Below are 23,262 nucleotides of genomic sequence, written 5' to 3' on the forward strand. Positions count from 1 at the left end.
TTTCGCAGCAAAAGACACCAAGAAGATCCTCGATCCTCGCAAGCTGCTCGCCGCCACCGGCGTGCTGGCAGCAATTGGTGCCACCACCGGCGCACTGCTATCCGGCCCGAGCGTCGTTATGGCCGCAACTCAGCCCACCGCTGCTGAGACCGTCGCGGACGCAACCATCGATCCTGTTTCCCAGGACGCCGTCGCTACCGCCGCAGAGCTTAACCGTCAGGCAGAATTGGTCAGCCGCGACTCCGCGCGCCGGGCCCTTTCAGAATGGGAAGAGGCCGAAGCTGCGGAGGCCGAGCAGCAGAAAATCGAAGAGATCAAGGCATACGATCCTTCGCAAAACTTTGCTCCAGGACAGCTGACTCCATTCACCGTTGAGCAGGCTATGGCGCGAGCCGCGTCTCTAGTCGGCAATCACGGCTACGAGCAGATGTGCCTCAAGCTTTCCGCTGATATCTACGGCTACTCATCCTCCGGCACCGCGAGCGCAATCATCGCCGCTCGAGCAATCGAGGCTGCAGGCCAGATGCACACCGACATGGAGAACATCCCCGTCGGCGCTCTGGTTTGGTACGACGGCGCCCCAATCGGAAACCCGTACGGCCACGTCGCCGTTTACGCTGGCGATGGAATGATCTACAGCAACGGCGCATCCACTGGCGTCGGCAAGATGTCCATCAACGAGCCGGCCACCGGCTGGGGACAGCCGATCATCGGCTGGTCCGGCGTCTGGCTGCCGGCAGCTACAAAGTAGCTAGCCACCGAGCCTTTTTCTTAAGGCTTCGGGTAATTTTTCTAAAACCTCGGGCGGCATAGTCGCTTCGAATGGGCGCTCGCTGCGCCATTTGCAAAGCGCGCAAAGCTTGCCTTCGCTCTTCGGGTGCAGATTTCCACATTCGACGCACTTCGCCTGAGGAAGTTCTTTCCGCGCCTCGAATGCCTCTAACAGGCTCAGGCCGATCTCGTCTTCTCGTTTGGTTTCGTCGTCGGAGAATTCCGCGCAGTAGTGCACGCTGACCCGACACGCCAGGCAAGATTCCAGCCACCCCTCATCGGTTAACCAAGAAACCTTGCAGTCCGACGCGTGCGCGCTGCAACATGGGCAGCGCATGGCGTGCAGACGCTCCTCTGCCGTCATTTCGGGCAGGGGGATAGCCTGTTGGGTAACGAGCTCGTGAAAGGCTTCGTAGGCCAGATCTTGATCGTCCTTTTCGCCGATCCCGGTGACGGCGAAAAGTTGCCTGCGCGGGAACGGCACGGACGCCATGTCCAGCCCCTCGCCCTGACCGATCCGATTGACCTCTTCGTACGGGCCGATCAGGTCGCCGAGCGCGCTCTTCCAAGCGTCGGAGGGAAGCTCGCGTTCGGGGCAGGCGTAAACCTGAAGATAATTGCAGCCGTTCGCCAGCAACACGGCCAGGGGACGAACGTCGACGTTGGCGAGGCAATCGTCCCAGCGGATGGAAAGGCAGCGTCTAGCCACCTTTGGTCTTTCCGTATGCGGGCAGTGGAGAACCGCGGTATCGATTTCGTCGTGCGCGGCCAGCCACCTGACCAGGCGGGCCAGGTTAGTCATCTTCAAGCGCGGTCTTAGCGAGGTCCGCGGTTTCGTCCAGGAAACCCTTTAGCAGGTAGCCGGCTGCCTTGTAGGTCTGGCTTTGGGCCAATTCCTGCAGACCGTCGGCGATGAAGGTGCCCAGCGGCATTGCCCAGCCGTTCACGAGGTCTCGTAGGCGATAGGCGAAGTCGATCTTGACGTCCTTGGTCGCGGTCCTCGCCGCAGCCGTCATTTTGCCGGCCAACGTGCCGCAGCTGCCCAGGATGTTAGAGATGTGCTCGTCGGGCAGCTCAGGGTAGCGCTGTAGCCCAACAACCTCCTTGGAGTTCTTCAGGCACAGCTCGCAGGGCCCCTCGTGATTGGTCAGTTTGTGAAACGCGCTCCCGGTATTGATAAGCGTGCCGTTGAAACCGAAAAGCCTGCGGAAATCTCGTGCCATCACGCCACTGTGTTCGTCGCTGTTCAGCAGCATCCGGATGCCCTTCCCGGACGTCTCGTCGCGAAGGGGCCATAGCTTCAGCAGTTCGGGATTTGTGATGTTTTCCAGCAGCCCTGCCTCTGGGGCTTGGGCGAAAAGCATAGATAGCACGCTGGCGGCTGTCGCCACCCGCACTCCACGCCCGATGAGGTCGTCTTTGTCTGATGCCTCGGTGGGGTGAAACTCATGCATTTATTCGCCTCTTTCATTGGTTATTAAGCGGGAATCTACGCTCTCGCTAACTTAAATTTAACCCTAAATATAACCCCTATGAGTTCCAGTTTTTAGCCAGCTCAGCAAGGTCGTCCGCCGCTTTGGAAGCGTCGATTCCCTTGGCTCCCGCCGCGTAACCAATCAGGTATGCGGTGATCGGGGCAGCGGGACGGCTCGGGCCGTGCGCCACGCGAGCTGTCATGTTTAATAGCGAGTCCTGGGCTGCCAAAACTTCTTCGTCGATGCCCAGCTCAGCGATAACCCGCTGCAGCCACTCCATGTGTTCCTTGGATTTTGCCGGATCGGACATTCTTACTCCTTCGTATAATCAAGTTTCTTACGTTGTGGATCGGACGTTTTTTGGTCGGCCCTGCGTCGCTGCAGCAGCCAGGTGACTAGCACTGCCAGGAAGTAGAGCGCCAGCAGAATGAGCGCCTGAACCACCATCGGCCACGGGCTCGGTAGTGGGTTAGCGACGCCCGCAAAGATAAACGCGATCATCGTCGCCCAGCGCCAGCCTTTCAGCATCGACTTGGCGCTCAGCAGATCGAGCGCGCCGAGCATCACCAGAACTTCGGGAGCCAGAAACGAGATGCCGAACGCGATGACCAGCCGCATGTAGAAGGTCACGTAGCTGGACGCCAAAATCAGCGAGTAGGCGCCATCGGGCACGAAGCTCTGCAGGATAGTTACGGCCTTTGGGGCCACCCAGACGCCCGTCGCCGAGCCCGCCACGAACAGCACGACACCGGCGATTCCGAAGAACGCCAACCAGCGTTTCTCCGAGCGTTTCAGGCCGGGGGCAACGAACGCCAGAATCTGGAAAATCCACCACGGAGAGGCAATCAAAATGCCTAGCCAGATAGAGATCTGCAGCTTCAAGTCGAACGCGGCGCCGATGGTCTGAAAATTAATCTGGGTCTTCGGGCCGGCGATTTCACGCAGCGGCTCGAGCATGAAATTCAGCACCGGATCCACCAGGAACCAGCCGCCGATCGCGCCCACGACAATGCCGACGAGCGCCCAAAGCACTCGCCTCCTGGCCTCTCTTAGGCGCCCGAGGATGCTCATCCTCGCCTCGGGGTCGCGTCGGCTCACGGGTTAAGTTATTCCTTGTCCTCGGACGGCTTGGTCTCGTCCTTGCCGTCGGTTACCGCTTTGTCGTCCTCAGTGAGATCGGACAGCTCGGACTTGAGAATCTTCGCCGACTTACCCAGCGAGCGGGCCAGCTCAGGCAGCTTGGAGGCGCCGAACAGCAGGATGATGACGATTGCGATGATTATTAGGTGGCTTGGTCTCATTGGTTATCTCCGTCATTCGCCGGCTTAGCCGGGGGATTGGTTAACTCCGAGCCGGTGTTGGCCGGGGCATTATCCTTCTTGAATTGTGCCGGCGAACCGGCCGATTTCAGCCAGGCGTCCAGTTCCTCCTGAACGGTCTGGCGGATCATCGTCTTTGGGTTGTATGACGACAGGTCGAGGCTGCGTAGTTTGCGCAACTGCTCGATGTCTTCTGGCGCTATGGAGCCCAGGTCGACGCTGGTGTCCGCCCGAAGCTGGGCGCTCCAACGACGAAACTGCTCGAGGATGCTGCGCAAACCCCTGATCGCCTGCGCGATATTTTTGGGGCCGAGCACGAGGGCGGCTACAATCAGCAGAATTATGAACTCGCTCGAGTTAATACCGAACATCTTCGCCTCCTTGCCTAGTAACCATTTTGCCGCATCAACACGCTTCGACGAGCATCGCGGAACCCTGCCCGCCGCCGATCGCTATCGCCGCCAACCCTAGCCGACCCGGCCACCTGCATTGGCGTCCATGACCGACTAGCTGGCTAAACAGCCTGACCGCCAAGACCGCGCCCGACGCGGCCCACGGGTGGCCGAGCCCGATCGCTCCGCCCTGCGGGCAGATGCGGGCTTCGTCGATGCCCAGGCCGTCGGCGCAGGCGAGCACTTGTCCGGCGAATGCCTCGTTGAATTCGAGTACAGTATCGGGGTTTTGAACGATTGCTTCGGCACCGAGTTTCCGCACCGCCGGGACGATGCCCCAGCCCGGACGATCGGGGCTGCAGGTTGCGCTGACCGCACGCAGCACGCGAAGGCCTGGGACGTCGAGCTTCTCGAAGGTTTCCCCATCAACCATCAGGACGGCCGCCGCCGCGTCGTTGACCCCGCAGCAGTTGGCTGCTGTGATGGTTCCGCCCGGTCTGAATGCGGGACGGAACCTGGCCAGCCTATCCATGGTGAACTTGCGTGGACGCTCGTCTGTCGCCTGGCCGGTTACGGGGACAATCTCGTCAGCGAAGACGCCGGTCTCGCGCGATTGATATGCCCGTTGGTGGCTGAGCAGCGCGTATGCGTCCTGGCGCTCGCGGGTGATCTGGCATTCCTCGGCCAGCAGATCGGCGGCTACTCCTAGCTCCGGATCGTCCCAAGGCGGGGGAGCGAAAGGTGCCTTCGTGAAGGGCTCTCCGGCATTCGGGTGTCCTGGCGGCCAGATTGTGATCGGTTGGGTGCTGGCCGCCTGCACGCCGCCCGCAATGACGACGCCTGGCTCGCTGCGCAGCCGGTGGTAAGCGTATTCGATTGCGGCCATCCCGGATCCGCACTGCCGATCTAAAGTAACGGCTGGGACGTTTTCTAAACCGGCCGCGAGCGCTGCCAGCCTCGCCGGGTTACCGCCCGGCCCCCGGACATTGCCGAGGACGACCTCGGTGACCTCGGAAAATTTTTCCGCGAGCCTAGCAACGACGGGCGCAGCCAGCTCGGTGGTGTCTAGGTTGGCGAACATTCCGCCGGTTGTCGCGATCGCTGTCCTTGCTGCGGCGATTATGACGGGGTTGCGTTCAGTCATTTCGCCCCGCAATCTTCCGGATCTCGCGCTCATCCACCTTGCCCGCGGGTGTCAGCGGCAACTCCTCGCAGGCGATCCAGCGCCTAGGCCGATCCGCACCTTTCAGATTGCTGCGCGCCCAGTCGCGCATTATCGGCAGGTCGGTGGGGGAACAGATCATCGTCAACACCTCACCGATACTCTCGTTGTCGAGCCCGCCTAGCCAAAAGACGCCGGTGGCAAGTCTGGAAAATTTTTCCCTCAGGGGCGCCAGCAGTACCGTTTGGCCGGCCGTGGTCACAGCTCCGGGCCGCCCAAGCAGCCGCAGGCTATCTCCGTCTAGCTCCGCGCGGTCGCCGACGCTGACGAAGCCATCGGCGTCTTCTTGCAGCTCTACCAGACCGTCAATCTCCTCGGATTCGTCGTAGAGGTAGCCCATCGCGCGCCAGGGTGAGCGCACCCACAAGACGCCACCCACCAGCTTCGCAGAGACATATTCGAACAGCCGAAGATCGTCCGCGCAGCTCCCCACTGCCACAAGCGAAAGCTCGGCTGCGCCGTAGTAATGGTGGACGGCTAGCTCGGCTACTCGGTCGCGCAGCCGGCGGCTCAGCCCGTCACCAGCGACGATCGCGTTTTCGATGCCGCTTGGCACTTCCTCGGTTACTAACCGTTGCAGGGTCGCCGGAGTCAGTTGCGCCGTGTTCTTGCCCTCCGGGGTGGTTCCCCAACTGCCGCCCACGTGCTCTGCCAGGCAGGCCGCGAAGAGGTTCATCGTCGAAGATATTGGCCCCGGAATCCACATTTGGGTGGACGAGTCCAGCCCGAAGTCGCGGGCGAGCGCGTCGAAGCTATTCACCCAAGAGTCGGTGGTTCGCACGATCAATCGCCCCGCCCCTGTGGTGGTGCCGGACGTTCGCAGCCCAATCGGCTCGCCCAGCTCGTGGGCTCGCCAAAACTCACTCACGGCGGCTGGGCTAGAAGACAAAATCATGGTGCTAAAAGAATAGCTGGCCAACCCCTCGGGCCGGCCAGCTAGCTTCGACTGTTCCTATCCGTACACCGTATTTATGCCGTCTCGCACCAGGCCCTCGTAGTGCAGGCCGCGGCCGAGCAACTCCGTCGCAACCGCAAGCACCAGGCAAATGGTGAGCAGAGTCACGAGCTTGCGGGTCGGGGTCTTGTTTGCAAGTGCGTTACCGCGGGCGGCGAGCACAACCAGCACGACGGTCAGTGCCAGGCTGACAAGGCGGATCGCCAGGTATCCGTTGTGCATCATATTCTGGGCCACCTGCTGCTGAGCCGCGGTGCCCAGGCCCAGCTGAGCCATGTGGAACGGGTAGGCCACCAGCATGACGGCCCCAGCAATGACGGAAACTGCGGTTAGCGTCCTGATGGAACGGGCCGTCAACTCGCCAACTTCGTTGGGAAGCTCTCCCGCAGGGAATAGCCCAGCGGACAAGAAACCGCGAATGCCACCCTGTTTGCCCACAGAGCGATTGTGCTGCTGCCAGGTGGCGGCCAGCGCAAGCGCGACGGCCAGCGAGCCGGTGAATGCTGCGGAACCGAAGAACAGCACCCAAGTGAACCAAGAGTTCCAGGCGGGTACGGTGGGAAGGCTCGCATAGACGCCAACCATCGACACCACGAGCGCGATGCCGCTGAGCGCAGTCAGCACCGCCAAGACGTCCCTGACCTTTCGGCTGAGCCATCCGAACCACTGGGTCAGCGCGAAAGCTAACCCGAAGGCGCCGTAAAGAACACCGAACAGGATCTCCCTAGAAAGCCAGGAGCTCTGGAAGTGCAACATGGTGTAGAGCGCGTGGAACGGGTCGTTCAGGTGGAAGAACGCGGCGAAGAAACCCAGCACGAGCAGCGGGCCGGCGGCGTACATGCCGGCATTCGTCACCCGGTCGATTGCCTCGTTACGCACCCCGCGTAAGCGGCCCGCCAACTGGATGCAGCCCAGGATGACGAACGCGCCAACAGACATCTGGGCGATCGTCGTGAAAATAATCATCGGTAATTCGTCGAGGTGCATGATCAGATCTCTTTCGGGTTCTGGACGATTCCGGTGCCCGCGTCCCAGCTCTGGGCGTCACGGTGTGGCTTAACAACTAAGTGCGGTTTGGTGATCGACGGGTCGGGCAGCGGTGCAACACCGGCCTCGGAGCCGAACTCCTCCACCAGAGCGTCGTATTCACCCCAGCCGAGCGCGCGGGTCGGACAGGCATCGACGCAAGCCGGGTTCTGCCCGCTGGAGCGGTAGTCGTAGCACAGGTCGCACTTACTCATGTGGCCGGTGCGGGCGTCGAGCTGCGGCGCGCCATACGGGCAGGCCCACTGGCAGTAGCGGCAGCCGACGCATTTGTTTTGGTCGACGTAAACGGTGCCGTCGTCGCGGATGGTCATTGCCGTGGTGGGGCAAACCTCAACGCAGATCGGGTCTTCGCAGTGGTTGCAAGCAATTGACGTGTAGTAGGCGAACACGTTCGAGGCGAATGTGCCGTCCGATTTGTTTTCGTGCCAGGTGCCTCCGGTGTATTCGACGACTCTGCGCCAGTTCATGCCGAGCGGCAGATCGTGCTTGTCTTTGCACGCGATCTGGCATGCCTTGCAACCGTTGCAGAGGTTCTGGTCGAAGAAAAATCCGTACTTAGCATCTGGCTTGGTGAACGGTTCTTCGGCGGTGTCGTGGCGCCCGCTCTCGGGAATGGCCGCGTTAGACATTGCCGCTCCTTTCAGTTTTTCCTAAACATTCGTTGTTGTCGCTCATTAGGCTTTCACCACTTAAGAAAGGTTCGGCGCGTGGCGGTGAGGGTTGATGATTTTCCGCTTTGATTAAGCACCAGACTCTCCTACCCCAGATAGTTTTCCGAGTGTAAAAACTATATCGAAAAGCGTAGGGAAATATGTCCAGAGGGCGATGTTTTTGGGGCCTTTGTGGCACCAGGGAACTAGAGTTTTTCTTAATCTCTTAAATACCGAAAACGGACGCTCAAAAACGCTAAAAATCGGAATTTTTATCTCGCGTTTTTAGGTTCACCTAATGAAGTGTTCCTTTACAAATTTCGACGAACCGCGACGTGGAGGCCCTGCGTATGTTGAGCACTACTACCTTTCGGAGCAGGCCTCAGCTTTCGTTCAATGGTGCGAAGGCTGCTGCCTCCAATTGATTAGACCCGCCTGGCCGCTTTGTTTTCGCAGGTTTTATTTAGCCGTCCAAAAAATAATTGGCCCGTAACTCGGGCCAATTATTCGTTTTATTCGTTAGCTAGCTTCGCGCGGAATGGTTTCTTCCCAGGTCTTGGAAAAGATCTTTTCGTCCTCATCAAAGCATTCGACGATCGACTGCGTGTAGAAGTTCTTCTCGTCGCAGCGGATCCGGGTGTCGGCGGTCAGCGAGGCCTCCCAGTCCATGTCCGGACGGGTCAGCTCCACCCTCCACTGCGCCTCGGTGCGTGCGCTAGTGGGGTCGTCCCAGTTGATCCAGTAACGCTCGACGGCGTCCTCGTTGTAGTGCAGGCCGTCGGGGTAGATCCTGGTGCCACCGTACATCGGGTCCACCTGAATCAGCGTTTCCTGCTTGGCCACGTCGAAGCTAATCAAACGTTCCGGGCGACGGGCGCCGGAGCGGCCCTCCTCGGGGTACTCGACGTCGATGAGCGGCGGCTGAACCGGCTCGCCGAAGACCACCGATTTGTCCAGCTCTTCCTGAGCCGAGCCCTGCTCGTGTGCCAGGCGCTCCGGAACGACGAAGCGGCTGGCGGTTAGGTCAATCTCGACCGCCTCGTTCTGCGCTTGCGGCCAAATCCACGGCCAATACGCCGTGGAAACCGAGAGCCGCAACGTGTGACCCTCGGGCACTCGGTAGGCGATGCCGGTCATCGGAATAGTGACGTCCACCCATTCGCCGGCGGGGAACTCCACCACCTTGTCGCGGCCTTCACGAGCCGTCAGGTTCAGGTTGCCGCGGGTAATCAGCGTCGATGCGCCGTCGGGGGCGACGTCACACAAGCGCACGTAAACCTGGCCGCGGGTTGCCTGCGTCGTTATCTTGAGGTTCACCTGGGCGTTGCCCAAAATCTGCAGCGGCTTGCTCAGCGGGAAATCGAACGTCGTGCTGCGGCCGTCGTCGGGGCGCTGATCGACCGGAAGGTCGGTGTCGTTGCCGAACGGGAAGTAGCGGCCGGCAAGCTGCCCGACGTCCTGCGGGCTCTTGACACGCGCAATCTGCTTGCCGTTCTGGTCTTGGGCGGGTGGGCAGCAGGCGCCATCTGCAAGTAGGAGCGTCCTCGCCTCGAATGCCGGGTTCGGCCATTCGCGCTCGGCGATCCAGCGTCCGGGCATCTCATCGTAGACAGACTTGGGCTCGTAGCCATCGAGCATCCAGGTGCGCAGCAACGGCTCGTCCATGACGTCGTTATCTTCTTCCTTCAGCCACTTGTCCCACCAACGCAGGGTTTCGCCGAGGAAGTCGATGTGCGGGCCCGGGCGCAGGTCGCGGTCCGGGTATTGGTGCGACCAGGGGCCGATGATGCCCTTGACGTTCTTGCCTTGCGCAGAAAGGTTTTCCACGAGCCGCAGGACGGTGTCGCGGTACGGGTCGAACCAGCCGCCGACTGCCATGACGGCCGCGTTGATGCGCGAGTAGTCCTCGCACACCGAGCCGTGACGCCAGTAGTCGTCGCGGGTCTGGTGGGCCAGCCAGCGGTCGATGAACGGACTGAGCTTGTTCAGCCTGCCAACCCACTGCTCGCGCCACTTGTCGCCCCAGACGCGCTTGTCTACCGGGCGAGATTCGAAAGCCATCATGGTGGCTGCCCAGGCGTGCATGTCGACGGCCAGCATCGAGCCGCCCATGTAGTGCACGTCGTTGTCGTAGCGGTCGTCGGTGGAGCAGACGGTGACGATTGCCTTCAGCGGCTCGGGCTGCAGGTAGGCCAGCTGAAGCGAGTTAAAACCACCCCATGAAATGCCGAACATGCCAACATTGCCGTTCGACCATTCGCGGCTGGCAAGCCAATTGATGACCTCGACGCCGTCGGCGTGTTCCTGGGCATCATATTCGTCGCCGGGCACGCCCTCGGAGTTGCCGTGGCCTCGAATGTCGACGCGAACAGAAGCGTAACCGTGACCCGCGTAGTAGGGGTGACGCTCCGAATCGCGCGGCCAAGTCCAGTCGCCTGCACGGTAGGGCAGGTACTCAAGAATGACCGGAACCTTTTCTTCGGTTTTAGGCAGCCACGCCTTCATCCACAGCCTGGTGCCGTCGGAAAGCGGAATCCAGTCTTCGACGACCTCCACCTCGTAGGGAAAATCGGAGATGTACTTCATATTTCCTCCTTCGAATAGATTTAACCGACTACGGTCATGCGTTTACGCATCCATGGCGTCAAAATAATCAGCATGACGCCGACTGCGCCGATGGCAACCGCCTGCCAGCCGAAGTAGCTAATGATGTTGCTCATGTGTTCGTAGTCGAAAAGTTTGACGATTTGTGCCTGCAGCCCCTGCGTCATGGCCATCGCAGAGAACCACACGGCCATCGTTTGTGCGGCGAATGCGCGCGGGGCCAGTTTGGTGGTGGCCGACATGCCCGATGTCTGCACGAATAGGTCGCCGATCCCCATGAAGATGTATGAGACGACGATCCACCACATCGCGAATAGGTGGCCATGGTCGGTTAGAGCGCCGGCCAGCGCGATGATGGCGAACGAGATCGCACCCAGAATCACGCCGATGCCCACCTTCGCGGAGACGGGCGGCTGATGCTTGCCCAGTTTGATCCACAGCGCCGCGAGCAGCGGACCCGCGGCAACCTCCACCAGCGCGATCATGGGGATGTACCAAGTTCCGGGGAACTCGAAGCCCAGAATGTTGTTGTTCGTGTGCTGGTTGGCGATGAAGTTCAGCGTGTTGCCGGTCTGGAAGTAGGTGATGTTGTAGGCCACCAGCGCAACCAGAAGCAGGGCGTAGGGGCCCAGGTTGGCCTTCTCGGTCTTCGTCACTTTGGGCGAAAAGAACATCCACGTCAGATACGCGATTGGTGCGATGATCGTGACCGCGGTCACCATGTTGATGATTAGGCCGAGCGGGTTGCCAGCCATTGCAGAGAAGCCGACGGCGAGTGCTATCACCACTGCAACCAGGCCGATGGTCAGCCAGAAGTATTTGTCGGCCTTGAACATCATGCGGATCTTGACCGCCTGCTCGCGTCCTGCCAGGTTTTTCTCGCTGAAGATGTACTGGATTACGCCCAGCACCATGCCGACGGCCGCAGCGGCGAAGCCGGCGTGCCAGTTGACTTCGGGGCCGAGGTAGCCGACGATCAGCGGGCCTAGGAAGGCGCCGATGTTGATTCCGGCGTAGTAGATGGAGAAGCCAGCGTCGCGCCTGGCGTCCTCCGGTGCGTAGAGCTCGCCAACCTTGGTGGAGACATTCGGTTTCAGCAGGCCGGTGCCGACGATGATTAGTCCCAGCCCGATCCAGGTGGTCACCTCAGCCGGGATGCCCATCGTGATGTGGCCGGCGGCGATGATGATCGCGCCCCAAAGAAGTGCGCGGTGGGTGCCGGTGACGCGGTCCGCGATCCATGCCCCTGCGATGGAAAGCAAATACAGCAGCGCGCCGAACGCTGCAACGATTGAAGAGGAGACGTCCTTGTCGTAGCCCAGACCGCCTTGAGCGATTGACGCCGCGAAGTAGAGCGCCAGAATTGCCTGGAAGCCTAGGTATGAGAACCGCTCCCAAAGCTCCAGTCCAAAGAGCGTGTAAAGGCCTTTCGGTTGGCCCATTAATCCCTTGCTGGACTGCGCCTTTGCGTCGAGTGTGCGGGCTTTTTCTAGTTTTGCTTGAAATTTTTTGGCTTTTTTGCCGGTTAAATTAATTTCATTGTTCATCAGAAAAGATGCCTAACCGTCGGTTTGTTGAACCCCAAGCGCATAACTAGTTATGTGTCTTGGCTCTACGCACGGGGCAGTGCTTTGGCGGAATCCTCCTCACCGAATAGACGACAACGAAATCCAATTTTAGTTGTTTTTGGTTAAAACCTAAGGCGGCTGCACCCTAATCGCTGGCTTAAGAAGTCGTTTTTGAGCGTAAAAAGGCGGGCAGAAAATTAATTTCCACCCGCCTTTTTATCGGTATTTTTAGCCCTGCTGTGCCTGAATTGCAGTCATGACGATCGTGTTGACAATGTCGTCGACGAGTGCGCCGCGCGATAGGTCGTTGACTGGTTTCTTGAGACCCTGCAGAACTGGGCCGTTGGCCTTGGCGCCTGCAGTTCGCTGAACTGCCTTGTAGACGGTGTTGCCCGTGTTCAGCTCGGGGAATACGAATACGTTGGCGTTGCCCGCAACCGGGTTCTCGGGCATCTTCTTCTTGCCCACGACCGGGTCGATGGCGGCATCGAATTGGATCGGGCCAGCGAAGGCGAAGTCAGGCTCGCGGGCGGCCAGCAGCTCGGTGGCCTCGCGCACTGCATCGACGTCGGGGCCAGCGCCGGAGGTGCCGGTGGAGTAGCTGATCAGCGCCACGCGCGGCTCGATGCCGAACGCGCGGGCCGTGACGGCCGAGCTGGCTGCAATGTCAGCCAGCTGCTCGGGAGTCGGGTTCGGGGTTACCGCGCAGTCGGCGAACACCAGGACGCGGTCGGCAAGCGACATCAGGAATGCGCCCGAAACAACCTTCACGCCGGGCTTGGTCTTGATGAACTCGAGGCTCGGGCGGATGGTGTTTGCGGTGGTGTTGTTCGCGCCGGAGACCATGCCGTCGGCCTCCCCCTCGTGAATCATCATGGTGCCGAAATAGCTGGCAACCTTCATCTTCTCCCGGGCCGCCTCGACGGTTACGCCCTTGTGCGCGCGCAGTTCGGCGTACTTGGCGGCGTAGCGCTCGACGTAGCTTTCGTCCTTCATCGATACGATCTTCGCGCCGGAGACGTCGACGCCAAGCTCTGCGGCCTGCTTCTTGACCTCGTCGGCCTCGCCCAGCAGGACGATGTTGGCCAGGTCGCGCTCGAGCACGATTGCGGCGGCCTGTAGAATTCGGGCGTCCTCGGCCTCGGGCAGCACGATGGTGCGCTTGTCTGCGGCGGCCATCTTGTTGATTTCGTACTCGAACATGGCCGGGGTGCGCAGCGCCTGCTTGCTGGTGGCCAGCTTCTCGGCGATCTCGGCTGCGTCGGCGTCAGCGGTGGCCAGGACGTCCACGCCCTTGGCTTCGAAACGTTTAGCTGCGAACTTGGCGGTGGCGTCGTCGCCAGCCAGCACGACTGCCGGAGCGTTCAGGGTTGCTGCGAGGCTGGCGTTGATGTCCAGCTCGGCCGGGGCGATGGCGGTGTCGTAGTCGGAGCCGACAACGACGACTGCAACGTGTGCGGCCTTCAGCGCGCCGAACTTCTTGACGATCTGTGCCTCAGCAGCAACAGCATCCTCGGCGAATTTATCGGCGGGAACACCGATGGCGTCCTCTGCCTTCTGGTCGGTACCTGCGGCATTGATTAGGCGACGGACAACCTCGTCCGAGGCGGGGGCGATCGGTCGGAAAACCGCAACCGAGCCGCTCTTGGCTAGTTCTTTAACAATCTTTTCGGCAACCTGCTCTTTGTTGACGTTGGAGCCGGCTGCGGCTACGTAAATGCTTTTGCTCACACTCTAAGAGTAACGGTGCAGGGGCTTGCCCGCGAGCTTTGAGGGCATAACTAGTCTGGATGCATGAACTTGATCGGTGCCCACGTAGACGAGCTATCCGCAATCGACGACGCTTCGAGCCTGGACGTGCCCATCGTCCAGATCAGCCTCGGCGATCCGCGCAGCTGGAAGACCCCCAAGATTTCCTTCCCAGGCGGTGCGGAGGGGCTGCGGTCGGCTGCCGAGGAGGCGAGAGTAGGCATCTATGTGCACGCTGCTTACGTAATTAATGTGGCGTCCACCAACAACCGCATCAGGATTCCCAGCCGAAAGCTGCTGCAAAAGACGCTCGATGCGGCAGCGTCCATCGGCGCCAGGGGAGTGGTGGTGCACGGTGGCCACGTCACGGCCGAAGACGACCCCGAGGCCGGCTACGAGAACTGGTTCAAGGCCGTCGACGGCCTGGAGATTTCCTGCCCGCTGCTCATTGAAAACACCGCAGGCGGCAAAAATGCCATGATGAGATTCAGCGATTCCATTGCCCGCGTTTGGGAAAAAATTTCTGCCTCCGACAACATCGAACACGTCGGCACCGTTTTCGACACCTGCCACGCCAACGGCTCCGGCGAGGACATTCTTCAGATGATCGACAAGGTTCGCGAGATCACTGGCGGCATCTCGCTGCTACACCTAAACGATTCTCGCGACGAGCCCGGCACAGGCGCCGACCGCCACGCTAACTTGGGCTCGGGCACGCTCGGTGAGGAGCTACTGATTGAGGCCGTCAACAGGGCCGATGCTCCGGCGATCTTGGAGACGCCCGGCGGGCTCGAGGGCCACCAGGCAGACCTGGCGTGGTTGGCTGAGAGAGGAAAATGACGCGTTTGATGGCAAGAAACTGGTCGCTAACTCCTAAGACAGTGTTGAATAGGGGCTATGGCCAGCGATCTTGAAATAGCACAATCCGCAAAACTTCGTCCCCTCGCAGAGATCGGCGAGCAGCTGAGTCTCAGCCCAACGGACCTCGAACCCTTCGGTCACTACGCCGCCAAGATCGAACCCGCGAAACTTCGCGAGGCTGGTAGCCAGCGCGGAAAATACGTCGTAGTGACCGCCGTCACCCCGACGCCGCTGGGCGAGGGCAAGACAACCACCGCCATCGGCCTAGTTCAGGGCTTGGGTAAACTGGGCAAAAAGGTCGTCGCGACGCTGCGTCAGCCTTCGCTCGGGCCGGTCTTCGGCATCAAGGGCGGTGCAGCCGGCGCGGGCTACTCGCAGGTCGTGCCGATGGAGACCCTCAACCTGCACCTGACAGGAGATTTCCACGCCATCACCGCCGCGCACAACCTGCTGGCCGCAATGGTTGACAACCACCTGCAGCACGGCAACAAACTGGACATCGAGCCGCACTCCATTACCTGGGGACGAGTGCTGGACATGAACGATCGCGCGCTGCGTAACATCGTCGTAGGGCTCGGCCGAAAGGTCGACGGCGTGCCCCGCCAATCCCGTTTCGACATCACCGCGGCCAGCGAAATCATGACGATCGTCGCACAATCTGCGGATCTTCCCGATCTGCGCGCCCGGCTCGGGCGAATCGTCGTCGGCTTCAACACCTCAGGCGAGCCCGTCACGGCCGAGGACCTCAAGGCCGCAGGAGCCATGGCTGTTCTGCTGCGCGACGCGCTACGACCCAATCTGTTGCAGACGCTCGAGGGCCAGGCCGCGCTGATTCACTGCGGCCCGTTCGGCAACATCGCCACCGGGAACAGCTCGATCATCGCTGACAAGTTCGCCCTAGCAAACACCGACTTCGTTGTTACGGAGGCCGGCTTCGGAGCGGATCTGGGTTACGAGCGTTTCGTCAACGTCAAGTGCGCCACTTCCGGTCTGGTTCCGGATGCTGCCGTGATCGTGGTTACGGTCCGCGCACTGAAGCTGCACTCCGGACGCCACAAGGTTGTCGCCGGCAAGCCGCTGCCGCCCGAGCTGCTGGAGGAGAATAGCGCGGACGTCGAGGCCGGCCTATCAAACCTGGCTCACCACCTGGACATCGTCCGCAAATCCGGCGTGCCCGCGGTGGTGGCAATCAACGCGTTCCCTGACGATCACGAAAGCGAACACCAGGTCATCAAGGATTTCGCCGCCAGCAAGGGCGTGGCGTGCGTGGTTTCGACGCACGTCGCCGACGGCGGCGAGGGTGCTCAGGAGCTGGCGAAGGCGGTCGTCGAGGCAGCCGATCAGGCCACAGACCTGCATTTCAGCTACGAGCCCGAGGACGCTCTGGAAGACAAGATCAATTCAATCGCGACGAAGGTGTACGGCGCTGACGGCGTCAAGATCGAGCCGGCGGCCGCCAAACAGCTGGCCAGGTTCACCGAGCTAGGTTTCGGAAAGCTGCCGGTCCTGATCGCGAAGACCCACCTGTCCACCACCGCAGACCCGGCCGATCGCGGCGCACCGACGGGCTGGACGCTACCTATCCGCGAGGTGCGCCTGGCGGCGGGCGCCGGTTACGTGTACGCCCTGGCGGGAGCCATGCAGACCATGCCCGGCCTGGGCACGCATCCGGCCGCAGAGAAGATGGACATCACCCCGGATGGGCGAATCGTCGGACTCTTCTAAGGTCTAGAACTGGCTCGCGATCTGACGCATCGCCTCGATGGTCTGGTTCATCTGGTCGGCGTCCGGCAGTTCGCTGGGCCCGGAGATGGACTCCAGCTTTTCGATGACCTGCTTGGAGCGCTCAACCTGCTCGGAGATCTTCGGTGCGATATCCGCCACCTCGGCGGGCAGTTCGCGGCCCTCGTTGCCGGCAACCCAAGAACCCAGCAGGTCGACGAGCATCTGCAGCAGACCAGCCACCTGACGGGCGTTGTCGGTTGCCTTCTTGGACTGCTGCGAGTAGTTGCTCGCCTGCTCGTTGAGCTCTTGAATGGCCTGCGAAATGGCTCGGGTGAGCAGCCCGATGTTCGAGGTGATCTCGCTGGCTGCCGGATCCGTCACCAGTTCCGCGACAAAGTTGCCGATCATGGTGGCGTGCAGCCTGGCCAGAGCGATTCGGAAGCGCGTGTGGCTTGCGGTCGATGATGTCTCTTTGAGCGTTTCGGTCAGCTCGTCGGTTAGGCCGCGAATCTCCGCATCCATGGAGCTCCACAGCGTCAACGGCATGGTCAGCGTACGCTTTTCGATGGAGTCCGAAGGCAGCTGGTTGACGGCCTCGGACACCTCGTTGGTTGCCTCGAGGATGCCGCGCAGCACGTCGGACGCTTCCTGCAGCTGCGTCGACTGATCCTTCAGATTCTGCAGATCGGACATCGCGACGCCGAGCTGCTGGTGCAGCTGGCCGACAGTCTGCAGCATCTCGCCGTAGACGCCCTCGGCGTTGCACTCGGGCATAACGTGGCCGGCCTTCTCGCGAGCCTCGATCTCGGCGGGCAGCGTCTCGAGCATGAAGTCTTCGTAGCTGTTGAAACCTGCCGCGTTGAGCAGCTCAGCGAGCTTTTCCGCGCCCACCGTCGCGGCTTCGTGACGGTTCGCTCCGTCGGCCTTCGCGATCATCTCCACTGCTAGCGCCTCTTTATAGATCTGCTCAGCGGCACCGAACGGCACAGGGCACATCGGGCGGGTGCGGACGGAAAGATAGCCATCGTCGAGCGGGGTGATGGTGGCGAACACGTCGTAGCGGCTGCCGTTATTGGCGAGGTTGTGGACGTATGCCGCGAACGGGCGTCCAGACTCTAGCGTCTGCCACATCAGCCTGAACGCGCCACCGGGCATCATCTGGTGACGAATGATGTTGTGTGCAGCGCCGATCAGATGTTCTCTGGGCCAACGCGATAGCCGGACGAATACAGAGTTCGCCTCTTCGATGACGCCTTTAGCGTCGGTCGTGGAGAAAAACAGTTCGTCAACTCCGACTTCGTGTTGTTCTCCCGAGGGCAGGATCATTCCCGGTACGAACCTGAAAGTTTCCGACATGTTTGGCCTTTCTATTCCCCCAATAGAGCAGGGTGTCATGGCTGAATCTAATGAAATCGCTAACGAATTAACTAATTTTTTAAATAGATACCTGAAGCTTGGGTTAAGGCATTAAGTCTTTCTTAAGTCTTGTTCTTGGCTTAATCGCGGATCCCCAGGAATTTAGTTAGGGAACTTAAAACCCGTTGATAACTGTGGTTTGGCTAAATTTCATCTCGTTAATATAAGCGGGCCTTTGGCATTTCTGCACACCCCAATTTCAGGAGACCAGATGGCAAATCCCCTTAGCTTTGTCGAGTCATTTTCCGGCGACGAATCGCATGCGCGGATGGTCGAATTTAAGGGTTCAAATGGAGCCGACAATGTTAGTCATAGCGCCGTTTCTAGCGGCCGAAAGGTTAATTCTGTCGCTCCTGCCAGGGCTAAACGCAATTTTCGTTTGGCAATTGCGGGCATTCTTTTCTGCGCTTTGGGTGCGCTCCTGATGGTCTGGGCTATCGCGGCCAATGGCAACACTCGTGACGTTGTTTCCGCCACTCGAAACATTCAGCGTGGCGAGGTCATCTCGGGCTCCGATCTGGCCAGCACGAGCGTCGGGGCTGCAGCGGGAGTGCCCGTCGTCGAGAAGACTGAGGCGCAGAGCCTCGTGGGGAAGATTGCGCGCACCGATATTCCGTCGGGTTCCTTGCTCGCCCCACAGTCGGTGGGCGACGCGGAGGTCGACTCAGGCTCAGCCATGATCGGGCTCAAACTTGCCACTGGCAGGCTGCCGGCAAAGGATCTGCCGGCGGGTGCCCGCGTCACATTGGTGGAGGTTGCCGACGGCGGCCCGGGGCAGGAATTCGCGGCAAACGTTGTCAGCCAGAGCGGCGTGCTCGACGGTCAGACCAAATTAGTCGACGTCACCGTCAGCAGTGAGAACGCGTCTGTAGTTGCGGCCTTGGCCGCTGCAGACAGACTGGCTCTGGTCAGGCAGGCGGATGCCGCATGAGCGTTTACGTCTTCTGCAGCGCGGGTGGTAGCCCCGGCGTAACCACAACCGCCCTCGGGCTGGCTTTGTCTTGGCCAAGGCCGGGGATGATTATCGACGCCGATCCGCACCCCAGCCAGTCCGTGCTTGCCGGGCTGCTAGCAGGGCGAACCGAACCGAGCACGGATCTTGGAGACTTCGCCGAGGCAGTCCGGTCGGGCGAGATTTCCGCCGATCTGCTTTCCGCCATCGCAATACCGCTTCCTGGTGTGACGCATGCCTCTTTCGTCCCGGGCTTCAGAAATCCGAAGGCTCCCGCGCTGTTTTCTTCGGCGCTGCCCGCGCTGATTTCCCAGGTAGAGCGGCTCTCCGATTCTGGCACGGACATATTTTTCGACCTGGGACGCCTAGACGTCACGAATTCTTCCGCGCAGATATTCGCCGCAGCCGACGCCTGTTACTTAGTTACACGCAGCAATCTGCCGTCGTTGGCTTGCGCGAAACTATGGCTGCCTACGCTGCAATCTTTGTACGACTCAGCCGCAGGGGAGCTCGGCATTATCCTCATCGGCGCCGGGCGACCGTATTCGGGGCGTGAGATTTCCGCCCAATTCGATCTTCCCGTGGCCGGCGATGTGGTTTGGGCGCCGAGCGTCGCGGCGAGGCTGTCGGATCAGGCCCCGAAGGCCGCTGTTTTGGGTCAGCGGAACTATCGCAGATCGCTTCAACTTCTGGTGGAAAAGCTCTTCGAGGTTAGCGCGCTGACGATTCGTCCCGAGCAGATGGAGGCCCGATGAACGCCAAGCGGGGAGCGGCCGCATTAGACCTGAGCAGTGCGCTGACGACGCTAGATAGGCCGCAGGTCGAGCCGGCGCCGCAGCCAAGTGTTCAACCGCGGCGAACGCTGACGATTGACGCCGGAGCCAGCATCGACTGGAAGCTGGTTGTGGAGCTACGGAAAGAGGCGTCGGAAAAGATCAGCCGTCGCCTAGAGACGTGGGGCTCCGGTGAGCAACTCGACGATGACGACCGTCAGATGATGGGCCGCGCCGTAATCCGTCAAGTGGTTCGCGCCTACGCCGAGCACCTGAGCACCAGCGGTCAGCAGCTTTGGCCGCTGGCGCTGGAGAGACGCTACGCGCAGGCCGTCGAGAACGCCATTTTTGGTTACGGCAGGATGCAGCCGCTGTTCGAGATCCCGGATGCCGAAAACATCGAGATTCATGGCTACGACTCCGTGGTTGTGCAGTATAGCGACGGGCGACGCGTCAACCATCCGCCGGTTGCCGACAGCGACGAGGAGCTCGTGGAGGCCATCAGGTTCTTCGGGTCCAGCGCGAATCCGCCGCGCGCCTTCGACGATGCCCACCCCATGATGACCGTAGCCGTTGGCAGGGATACCTCAGATCAGTTCAGGATCCACGCCGTCGGGTTCGGGCTCAGCTACCGCCCGTCGATCGTGATCCGCCACCACATTCTCACCAGCATCAGGCTCGACGACCTGGCCGCCCGCGACATGATGCCGGCAAGCCTGGCCAATTTTCTGCGGCTGGCGGTGCTCGCGCGCAAATCGATCGTCATATCTGGCGACCAAGGGGCCGGAAAAACCACGCTGCTGCGCGCCCTGATCGATGCGATCCCCGCGAACGAGCGCTTCGGCACCATCGAGACCGACTACGAGTTGCTGACGCATCTGCAGCCTGGACGTAAGAACATGCTCGCGATGCAGGCGAAAACTGGGCTCGGAGAGCTAGTGGACGGCAGGCGGCTTGGCGAATACAGCGTCGCCGAGCTGGTTCCGGAAGCGCTGCGGCAGAACCTGAGCCGGTTGATCATCGGTGAGGTGCGTGGCAGCGAGGCCGGCGCCATGTTCGAAGCAATGCAGATCGGCACGGGTTGCCTGTCCACGACGCATTCGCATTCGGCCTCCTCCACGATGGATCGGCTAGCTACGCGCGTCGCATCCGGTGCGGCGTTGAGCCTAGACCAGGCGTTTCGGCAGATCGCACTGAACCTGCATCTGCTCGTGCACGTCAACCTCGTCGACGACACCTGGCGCGGTGGCTCCCGCCGCCGATTCGTGGCCGAGGTACGGGCGTTGACGGGCGCAATCGAGAATGGCCGCCCGGTGACGCACCTGGTCTACCAGGCGGGCATCGACGGGCGTCCTGCGCTCTTCGATCCGCCGGTCGAGCTGCTCGCCGAGCTGTCCCGATACGAGGCGCAAGCGTGAACGCGCTGGTCGCCGGCCTTGGGGCATTCCTGTTTTTATTCGGCGCGTTCGTAGTGGTGGTGGGCGCTCGTTCCAGCAGTAGCCGGATCGTTTCTAAACCGCTCAACCTGCCCAAAATCAGCGTTAGGACAGGGGGTGTGCTCGCGCTGAGCGCCTTGTTTGCGCTGGTCAGCGGGTGGTTGCCCGCGTTGATCGTCGGCCCCGGAGTCGGGCTGGTTCTGCCCGATCTGTTGCGGCCCAAACCCAATCGCGAGGTGCAGTTATTAGCTGCGTTAGACCGCTGGGTTCGGCTGCTGACCGCGTCTGTAGCCACGGGCAAATCCATTCCGGACGCCATGCGCACCACCTATGCTCAGTGCCCGAAGATGTTGAAGTCAGGTGTTTCAACAGCGCTCGCGCGGCTTCGCGGCCGTTGGTCCGTTCGAGAATCGCTGCTGGCTCTCGCCGACGAGTGGGACTCCACAGACGCCGATGCCGTGCTCGCCGCCTGCATACTGTGTTCTGAGCGTGGTGGCCTGGGCGCGCACCGCACGCTTGACGCGCTAGCGGACAGCGTCTCTGACAGGCTCGCGGCGCTCCGCGAGATCGACGCGGAACGGGCCAAGCCGAGGGTCGTCGTTCGCCAGGTGACGATGATCACGGTCGTCGTTTTGGGTGCCGGGGTAGTCATTAATCCGTCTTATTTTGCGCCTTTCACCACTCCCATCGGGCAGGTGCTGGCCATCGGTTTCTTCGTCTGTTACATGCTTTCGCTGCGGATGTTGCAGCGCATGTCCAGGCCGCAAAAGCGCGAGCGAATCTTGCAGGTGAACCAATGATCGTCCAACTGTTAGCCGGCGCTGCTCTGGGCCTCGGTGTGTGGAGCTTCTTCGCCATGCTTTACCCGCCTGCCTTGCGGTTGTCCGATGCGTTAGAACTGCTGGGGAATAATGAGGCCGCCCCGCAGCCGACCACCGTTTTAGTGGCAGACGAAAACTCTCGGCTGGAGAGATTCGGTGCGTGGGTATATCGACGGTTGCCGGTGCCGCTTTCGCAGTCCAATATGGCGCTGCTGGGTCTGCAGGGCCGTTCGATTGGCGACTTCTTTCTACTCAAAACGGTGTTCGCGCTTGCCGGTTTCCTGCTCCCGGCCATGGTGGTCGGGGTGATCGGAGGGTTCTCATCCGCGCTGGGCGTTTCGCTGTTCGCGGGTCTGGTCGGCGGGATTGCCGGCTGGTTCCTGCCCACTTTGCAGCTTCGTCAGCAGTTCACCCAGACGACGCAGACAGCTGCCGAAGTCGTCCACACATACATCGACCTGGTTTTCTTGGAGCGCCTGGCGAATCGTTCCGCGGTGCAGGCGCTGTCCGCGGCGGCGGAGATCTCGCCCGCCCCGCTGCTGGTTCGGGTGCAGGCTTGCCTGACGCGCGCCCGCCTGGAACAGCGCTCGCCGTGGCCGGATCTCGAAAGGCTTTCTGAGACGCTGGGTGTGCCGCAGCTTTCGGACGTCGCCGACATTATGCGCCTGGACGAGCAGGGCGCCGCGATCGCCGACACCCTCGCCCAGCGCGCCAAGGAACTGCGAACCCAGCACCTAAACGGCGCGAAGGAACAGGCGCATGCGGTCAGCGAGCGGATGACGCTTTGGATGTCCGTGCCCGTGCTGATTTTCGCCTTCGCCTTCATCACCCCGCCACTTTTGCGAATGGCCATGCAGTGAGGAAGTAAAAAAGTTCCCTGTGGATAACTCTCTAACCACATTTTTAATACGGAAAAATAAATAGCCCGCGGCATCCTGCTTGCGGCTCGGCAGAAGGAAAAGAAAATATGCAATTGATCAGGCTCAGGGACAAGGCAATCGGGCTCTACGTTCAGGCGAAGGCTCCGGTCAGGCGCGACGAGCGAGGGCTCTCGCAGTCGACGGAGAACGCGGTGCTGCTCACGGGTGCAGTCGCGTTGGCCGCCGCGGTGATCGCAATCGTCGGCGTCTACGTGAAGGGCAAGCTGGCGACGCTGGGAGCAGAGGGGTAGATGGGCGACGAACGCGGGATGAGCCAATCGGTCAGCTGGGCTGTGCTCGCCCCGTTGGTCATGGGCGTAATCCTGCTTGCCATCGCCGCTGGGGTGCACGCGCACGCAAAAAGTGCGGCCCAGCAGGCAGCGATGGCCGGCGCCGAGCGCGCGGCTGCCGTGTATGGCGATTGCCGTCAGGGCGTCGAGGTCGCCAAACGGTTGGCGGACCGAGCTGGGCTGAAGGACGTCGAAATTAGGTTCGACGAAAACCCCTCCAGCGTTCGGTTCGAGCTCATCGCCACCACGAATTCGCCGCTGCCAGGGCCACTTTCTAGGGTCGAAGCGCAGGCCTTCCGGCCGAAAGAATTTTGAG

At 61.0% G+C, this 23,262-nt stretch carries 24 protein-coding genes; 10 read left to right on the top strand and 14 right to left on the bottom strand.

Annotation, left to right across the window (positions count from 1 at the left end; translation table 11 throughout):
- The coding region (locus HMPREF1255_RS09990; protein ID WP_024111650.1) for a CHAP domain-containing protein at positions 1-751 on the top strand (751 nt) is incomplete at its 5' end.
- Here the strand turns inward: HMPREF1255_RS09990 and HMPREF1255_RS08960 are convergent.
- From HMPREF1255_RS08960 to pta, 13 genes are all read right to left on the bottom strand, one after another.
- Positions 752-1,579, bottom strand: a complete 828-nt coding sequence (locus tag HMPREF1255_RS08960) for a hypothetical protein (protein WP_155938212.1) — start codon at positions 1,577-1,579, stop codon at positions 752-754.
- On the bottom strand, positions 1,566-2,225 hold the full coding sequence (locus HMPREF1255_RS08965) for a hypothetical protein (RefSeq protein ID WP_016454935.1): 660 nt from the start codon (positions 2,223-2,225) through the stop codon (positions 1,566-1,568). Before HMPREF1255_RS08965 ends, HMPREF1255_RS08960 begins: the two co-directional genes overlap by 14 nt.
- Before the next feature lie 76 nt (positions 2,226-2,301).
- Entirely contained in the window at positions 2,302-2,556 is a 255-nt protein-coding gene (locus HMPREF1255_RS08970) for a DUF6457 domain-containing protein (protein ID WP_016454934.1), read from the bottom strand.
- A 2-nt stretch (positions 2,557-2,558) separates the two neighbouring features.
- On the bottom strand, positions 2,559-3,344 hold the full coding sequence (locus HMPREF1255_RS08975; RefSeq protein WP_024111684.1) for a twin-arginine translocase subunit TatC: 786 nt from the start codon (positions 3,342-3,344) through the stop codon (positions 2,559-2,561).
- An 8-nt stretch (positions 3,345-3,352) separates the two neighbouring features.
- Entirely contained in the window at positions 3,353-3,547 is a 195-nt protein-coding gene (tatA, locus tag HMPREF1255_RS08980) for a Sec-independent protein translocase subunit TatA (RefSeq protein WP_016454932.1), read from the bottom strand.
- Positions 3,544-3,936 carry a hypothetical protein gene (locus HMPREF1255_RS08985; RefSeq protein ID WP_016454931.1) on the bottom strand — a complete coding sequence of 131 codons (393 nt, stop codon included), beginning with the start codon at positions 3,934-3,936 and terminating at the stop codon, positions 3,544-3,546. The genes tatA and HMPREF1255_RS08985 overlap by 4 nt, the downstream gene beginning before the upstream one ends.
- A gap of 34 nt (positions 3,937-3,970) precedes the next feature.
- Positions 3,971-5,101: a thiolase family protein gene (locus tag HMPREF1255_RS08990; RefSeq protein WP_024111641.1), complete on the bottom strand. Its 1,131-nt coding sequence runs from the start codon at positions 5,099-5,101 to the stop codon at positions 3,971-3,973.
- Positions 5,094-6,047 (bottom strand): o-succinylbenzoate--CoA ligase, encoded by a 954-nt coding sequence (locus HMPREF1255_RS08995; protein ID WP_231477463.1) that lies wholly within the window; start codon positions 6,045-6,047, stop codon positions 5,094-5,096. The genes HMPREF1255_RS08990 and HMPREF1255_RS08995 overlap by 8 nt, the downstream gene beginning before the upstream one ends.
- 84 nt (positions 6,048-6,131) lie before the next feature.
- The gene (locus HMPREF1255_RS09000) at positions 6,132-7,121 is read right to left on the bottom strand and encodes a DmsC/YnfH family molybdoenzyme membrane anchor subunit (RefSeq protein WP_024111659.1); all 990 of its coding nucleotides are present in this window, start codon (positions 7,119-7,121) and stop codon (positions 6,132-6,134) included.
- 2 nt (positions 7,122-7,123) lie between these two features.
- Positions 7,124-7,810 carry a DMSO/selenate family reductase complex B subunit gene (locus tag HMPREF1255_RS09005; RefSeq protein ID WP_024111669.1) on the bottom strand — a complete coding sequence of 229 codons (687 nt, stop codon included), beginning with the start codon at positions 7,808-7,810 and terminating at the stop codon, positions 7,124-7,126.
- A gap of 540 nt (positions 7,811-8,350) precedes the next feature.
- Positions 8,351-10,417 carry a CocE/NonD family hydrolase gene (locus HMPREF1255_RS09010; protein WP_024111662.1) on the bottom strand — a complete coding sequence of 689 codons (2,067 nt, stop codon included), beginning with the start codon at positions 10,415-10,417 and terminating at the stop codon, positions 8,351-8,353.
- 20 nt (positions 10,418-10,437) lie between these two features.
- Entirely contained in the window at positions 10,438-11,982 is a 1,545-nt protein-coding gene (locus HMPREF1255_RS09015; protein WP_016454925.1) for a peptide MFS transporter, read from the bottom strand.
- A gap of 249 nt (positions 11,983-12,231) precedes the next feature.
- On the bottom strand, positions 12,232-13,734 hold the full coding sequence (gene pta, locus HMPREF1255_RS09020) for a phosphate acetyltransferase (RefSeq protein WP_016454924.1): 1,503 nt from the start codon (positions 13,732-13,734) through the stop codon (positions 12,232-12,234).
- 63 nt (positions 13,735-13,797) lie between these two features.
- Here pta and HMPREF1255_RS09025 point away from each other — a divergent pair, with 63 nt between their 5' ends.
- Together HMPREF1255_RS09025 and HMPREF1255_RS09030 are read left to right on the top strand one after the other, a co-directional pair.
- The gene (locus HMPREF1255_RS09025) at positions 13,798-14,592 is read left to right on the top strand and encodes a deoxyribonuclease IV (RefSeq protein WP_024111660.1); all 795 of its coding nucleotides are present in this window, start codon (positions 13,798-13,800) and stop codon (positions 14,590-14,592) included.
- Between the two features lie 57 nt (positions 14,593-14,649).
- On the top strand, positions 14,650-16,338 hold the full coding sequence (locus HMPREF1255_RS09030; protein WP_024111666.1) for a formate--tetrahydrofolate ligase: 1,689 nt from the start codon (positions 14,650-14,652) through the stop codon (positions 16,336-16,338).
- A gap of 3 nt (positions 16,339-16,341) precedes the next feature.
- On the opposite strand, the gene HMPREF1255_RS09035 is transcribed toward HMPREF1255_RS09030, so the two are convergent.
- Positions 16,342-17,694: a histidine kinase gene (locus HMPREF1255_RS09035; RefSeq protein ID WP_155948525.1), complete on the bottom strand. Its 1,353-nt coding sequence runs from the start codon at positions 17,692-17,694 to the stop codon at positions 16,342-16,344.
- A gap of 271 nt (positions 17,695-17,965) precedes the next feature.
- On the opposite strand from HMPREF1255_RS09035, the gene HMPREF1255_RS09040 reads away from it, so the two are divergent.
- The 7 genes from HMPREF1255_RS09040 to HMPREF1255_RS09070 all read left to right on the top strand — a co-directional run bounded on the left by HMPREF1255_RS09040 (position 17,966) and on the right by HMPREF1255_RS09070 (position 23,261).
- Positions 17,966-18,685, top strand: coding sequence for an SAF domain-containing protein (locus HMPREF1255_RS09040; RefSeq protein WP_024111671.1), 720 nt, complete (start codon positions 17,966-17,968; stop codon positions 18,683-18,685).
- Positions 18,682-19,461 carry a hypothetical protein gene (locus tag HMPREF1255_RS09045; RefSeq protein WP_024111676.1) on the top strand — a complete coding sequence of 260 codons (780 nt, stop codon included), beginning with the start codon at positions 18,682-18,684 and terminating at the stop codon, positions 19,459-19,461. The genes HMPREF1255_RS09040 and HMPREF1255_RS09045 overlap by 4 nt, the downstream gene beginning before the upstream one ends.
- Positions 19,458-20,897, top strand: a complete 1,440-nt coding sequence (locus tag HMPREF1255_RS09050; RefSeq protein ID WP_024111656.1) for a CpaF family protein — start codon at positions 19,458-19,460, stop codon at positions 20,895-20,897. The genes HMPREF1255_RS09045 and HMPREF1255_RS09050 overlap by 4 nt, the downstream gene beginning before the upstream one ends.
- The gene (locus tag HMPREF1255_RS09055) at positions 20,894-21,715 is read left to right on the top strand and encodes a type II secretion system F family protein (RefSeq protein ID WP_016454917.1); all 822 of its coding nucleotides are present in this window, start codon (positions 20,894-20,896) and stop codon (positions 21,713-21,715) included. The genes HMPREF1255_RS09050 and HMPREF1255_RS09055 overlap by 4 nt, the downstream gene beginning before the upstream one ends.
- Positions 21,712-22,596 carry a type II secretion system F family protein gene (locus tag HMPREF1255_RS09060; protein ID WP_016454916.1) on the top strand — a complete coding sequence of 295 codons (885 nt, stop codon included), beginning with the start codon at positions 21,712-21,714 and terminating at the stop codon, positions 22,594-22,596. Before HMPREF1255_RS09055 ends, HMPREF1255_RS09060 begins: the two co-directional genes overlap by 4 nt.
- Positions 22,597-22,703: 107 nt before the next feature.
- Positions 22,704-22,907, top strand: a complete 204-nt coding sequence (locus HMPREF1255_RS09065; protein ID WP_016454915.1) for a hypothetical protein — start codon at positions 22,704-22,706, stop codon at positions 22,905-22,907.
- Positions 22,908-23,261 (top strand): hypothetical protein, encoded by a 354-nt coding sequence (locus tag HMPREF1255_RS09070; RefSeq protein ID WP_016454914.1) that lies wholly within the window; start codon positions 22,908-22,910, stop codon positions 23,259-23,261.
- Position 23,262 lies beyond the last annotated feature (1 nt).

This window comes from Propionimicrobium sp. BV2F7 (assembly GCF_000510445.1).
In the GTDB taxonomy this organism is placed as follows: Bacteria; Actinomycetota; Actinomycetes; order Propionibacteriales; family Propionibacteriaceae; genus Propionimicrobium; species Propionimicrobium lymphophilum.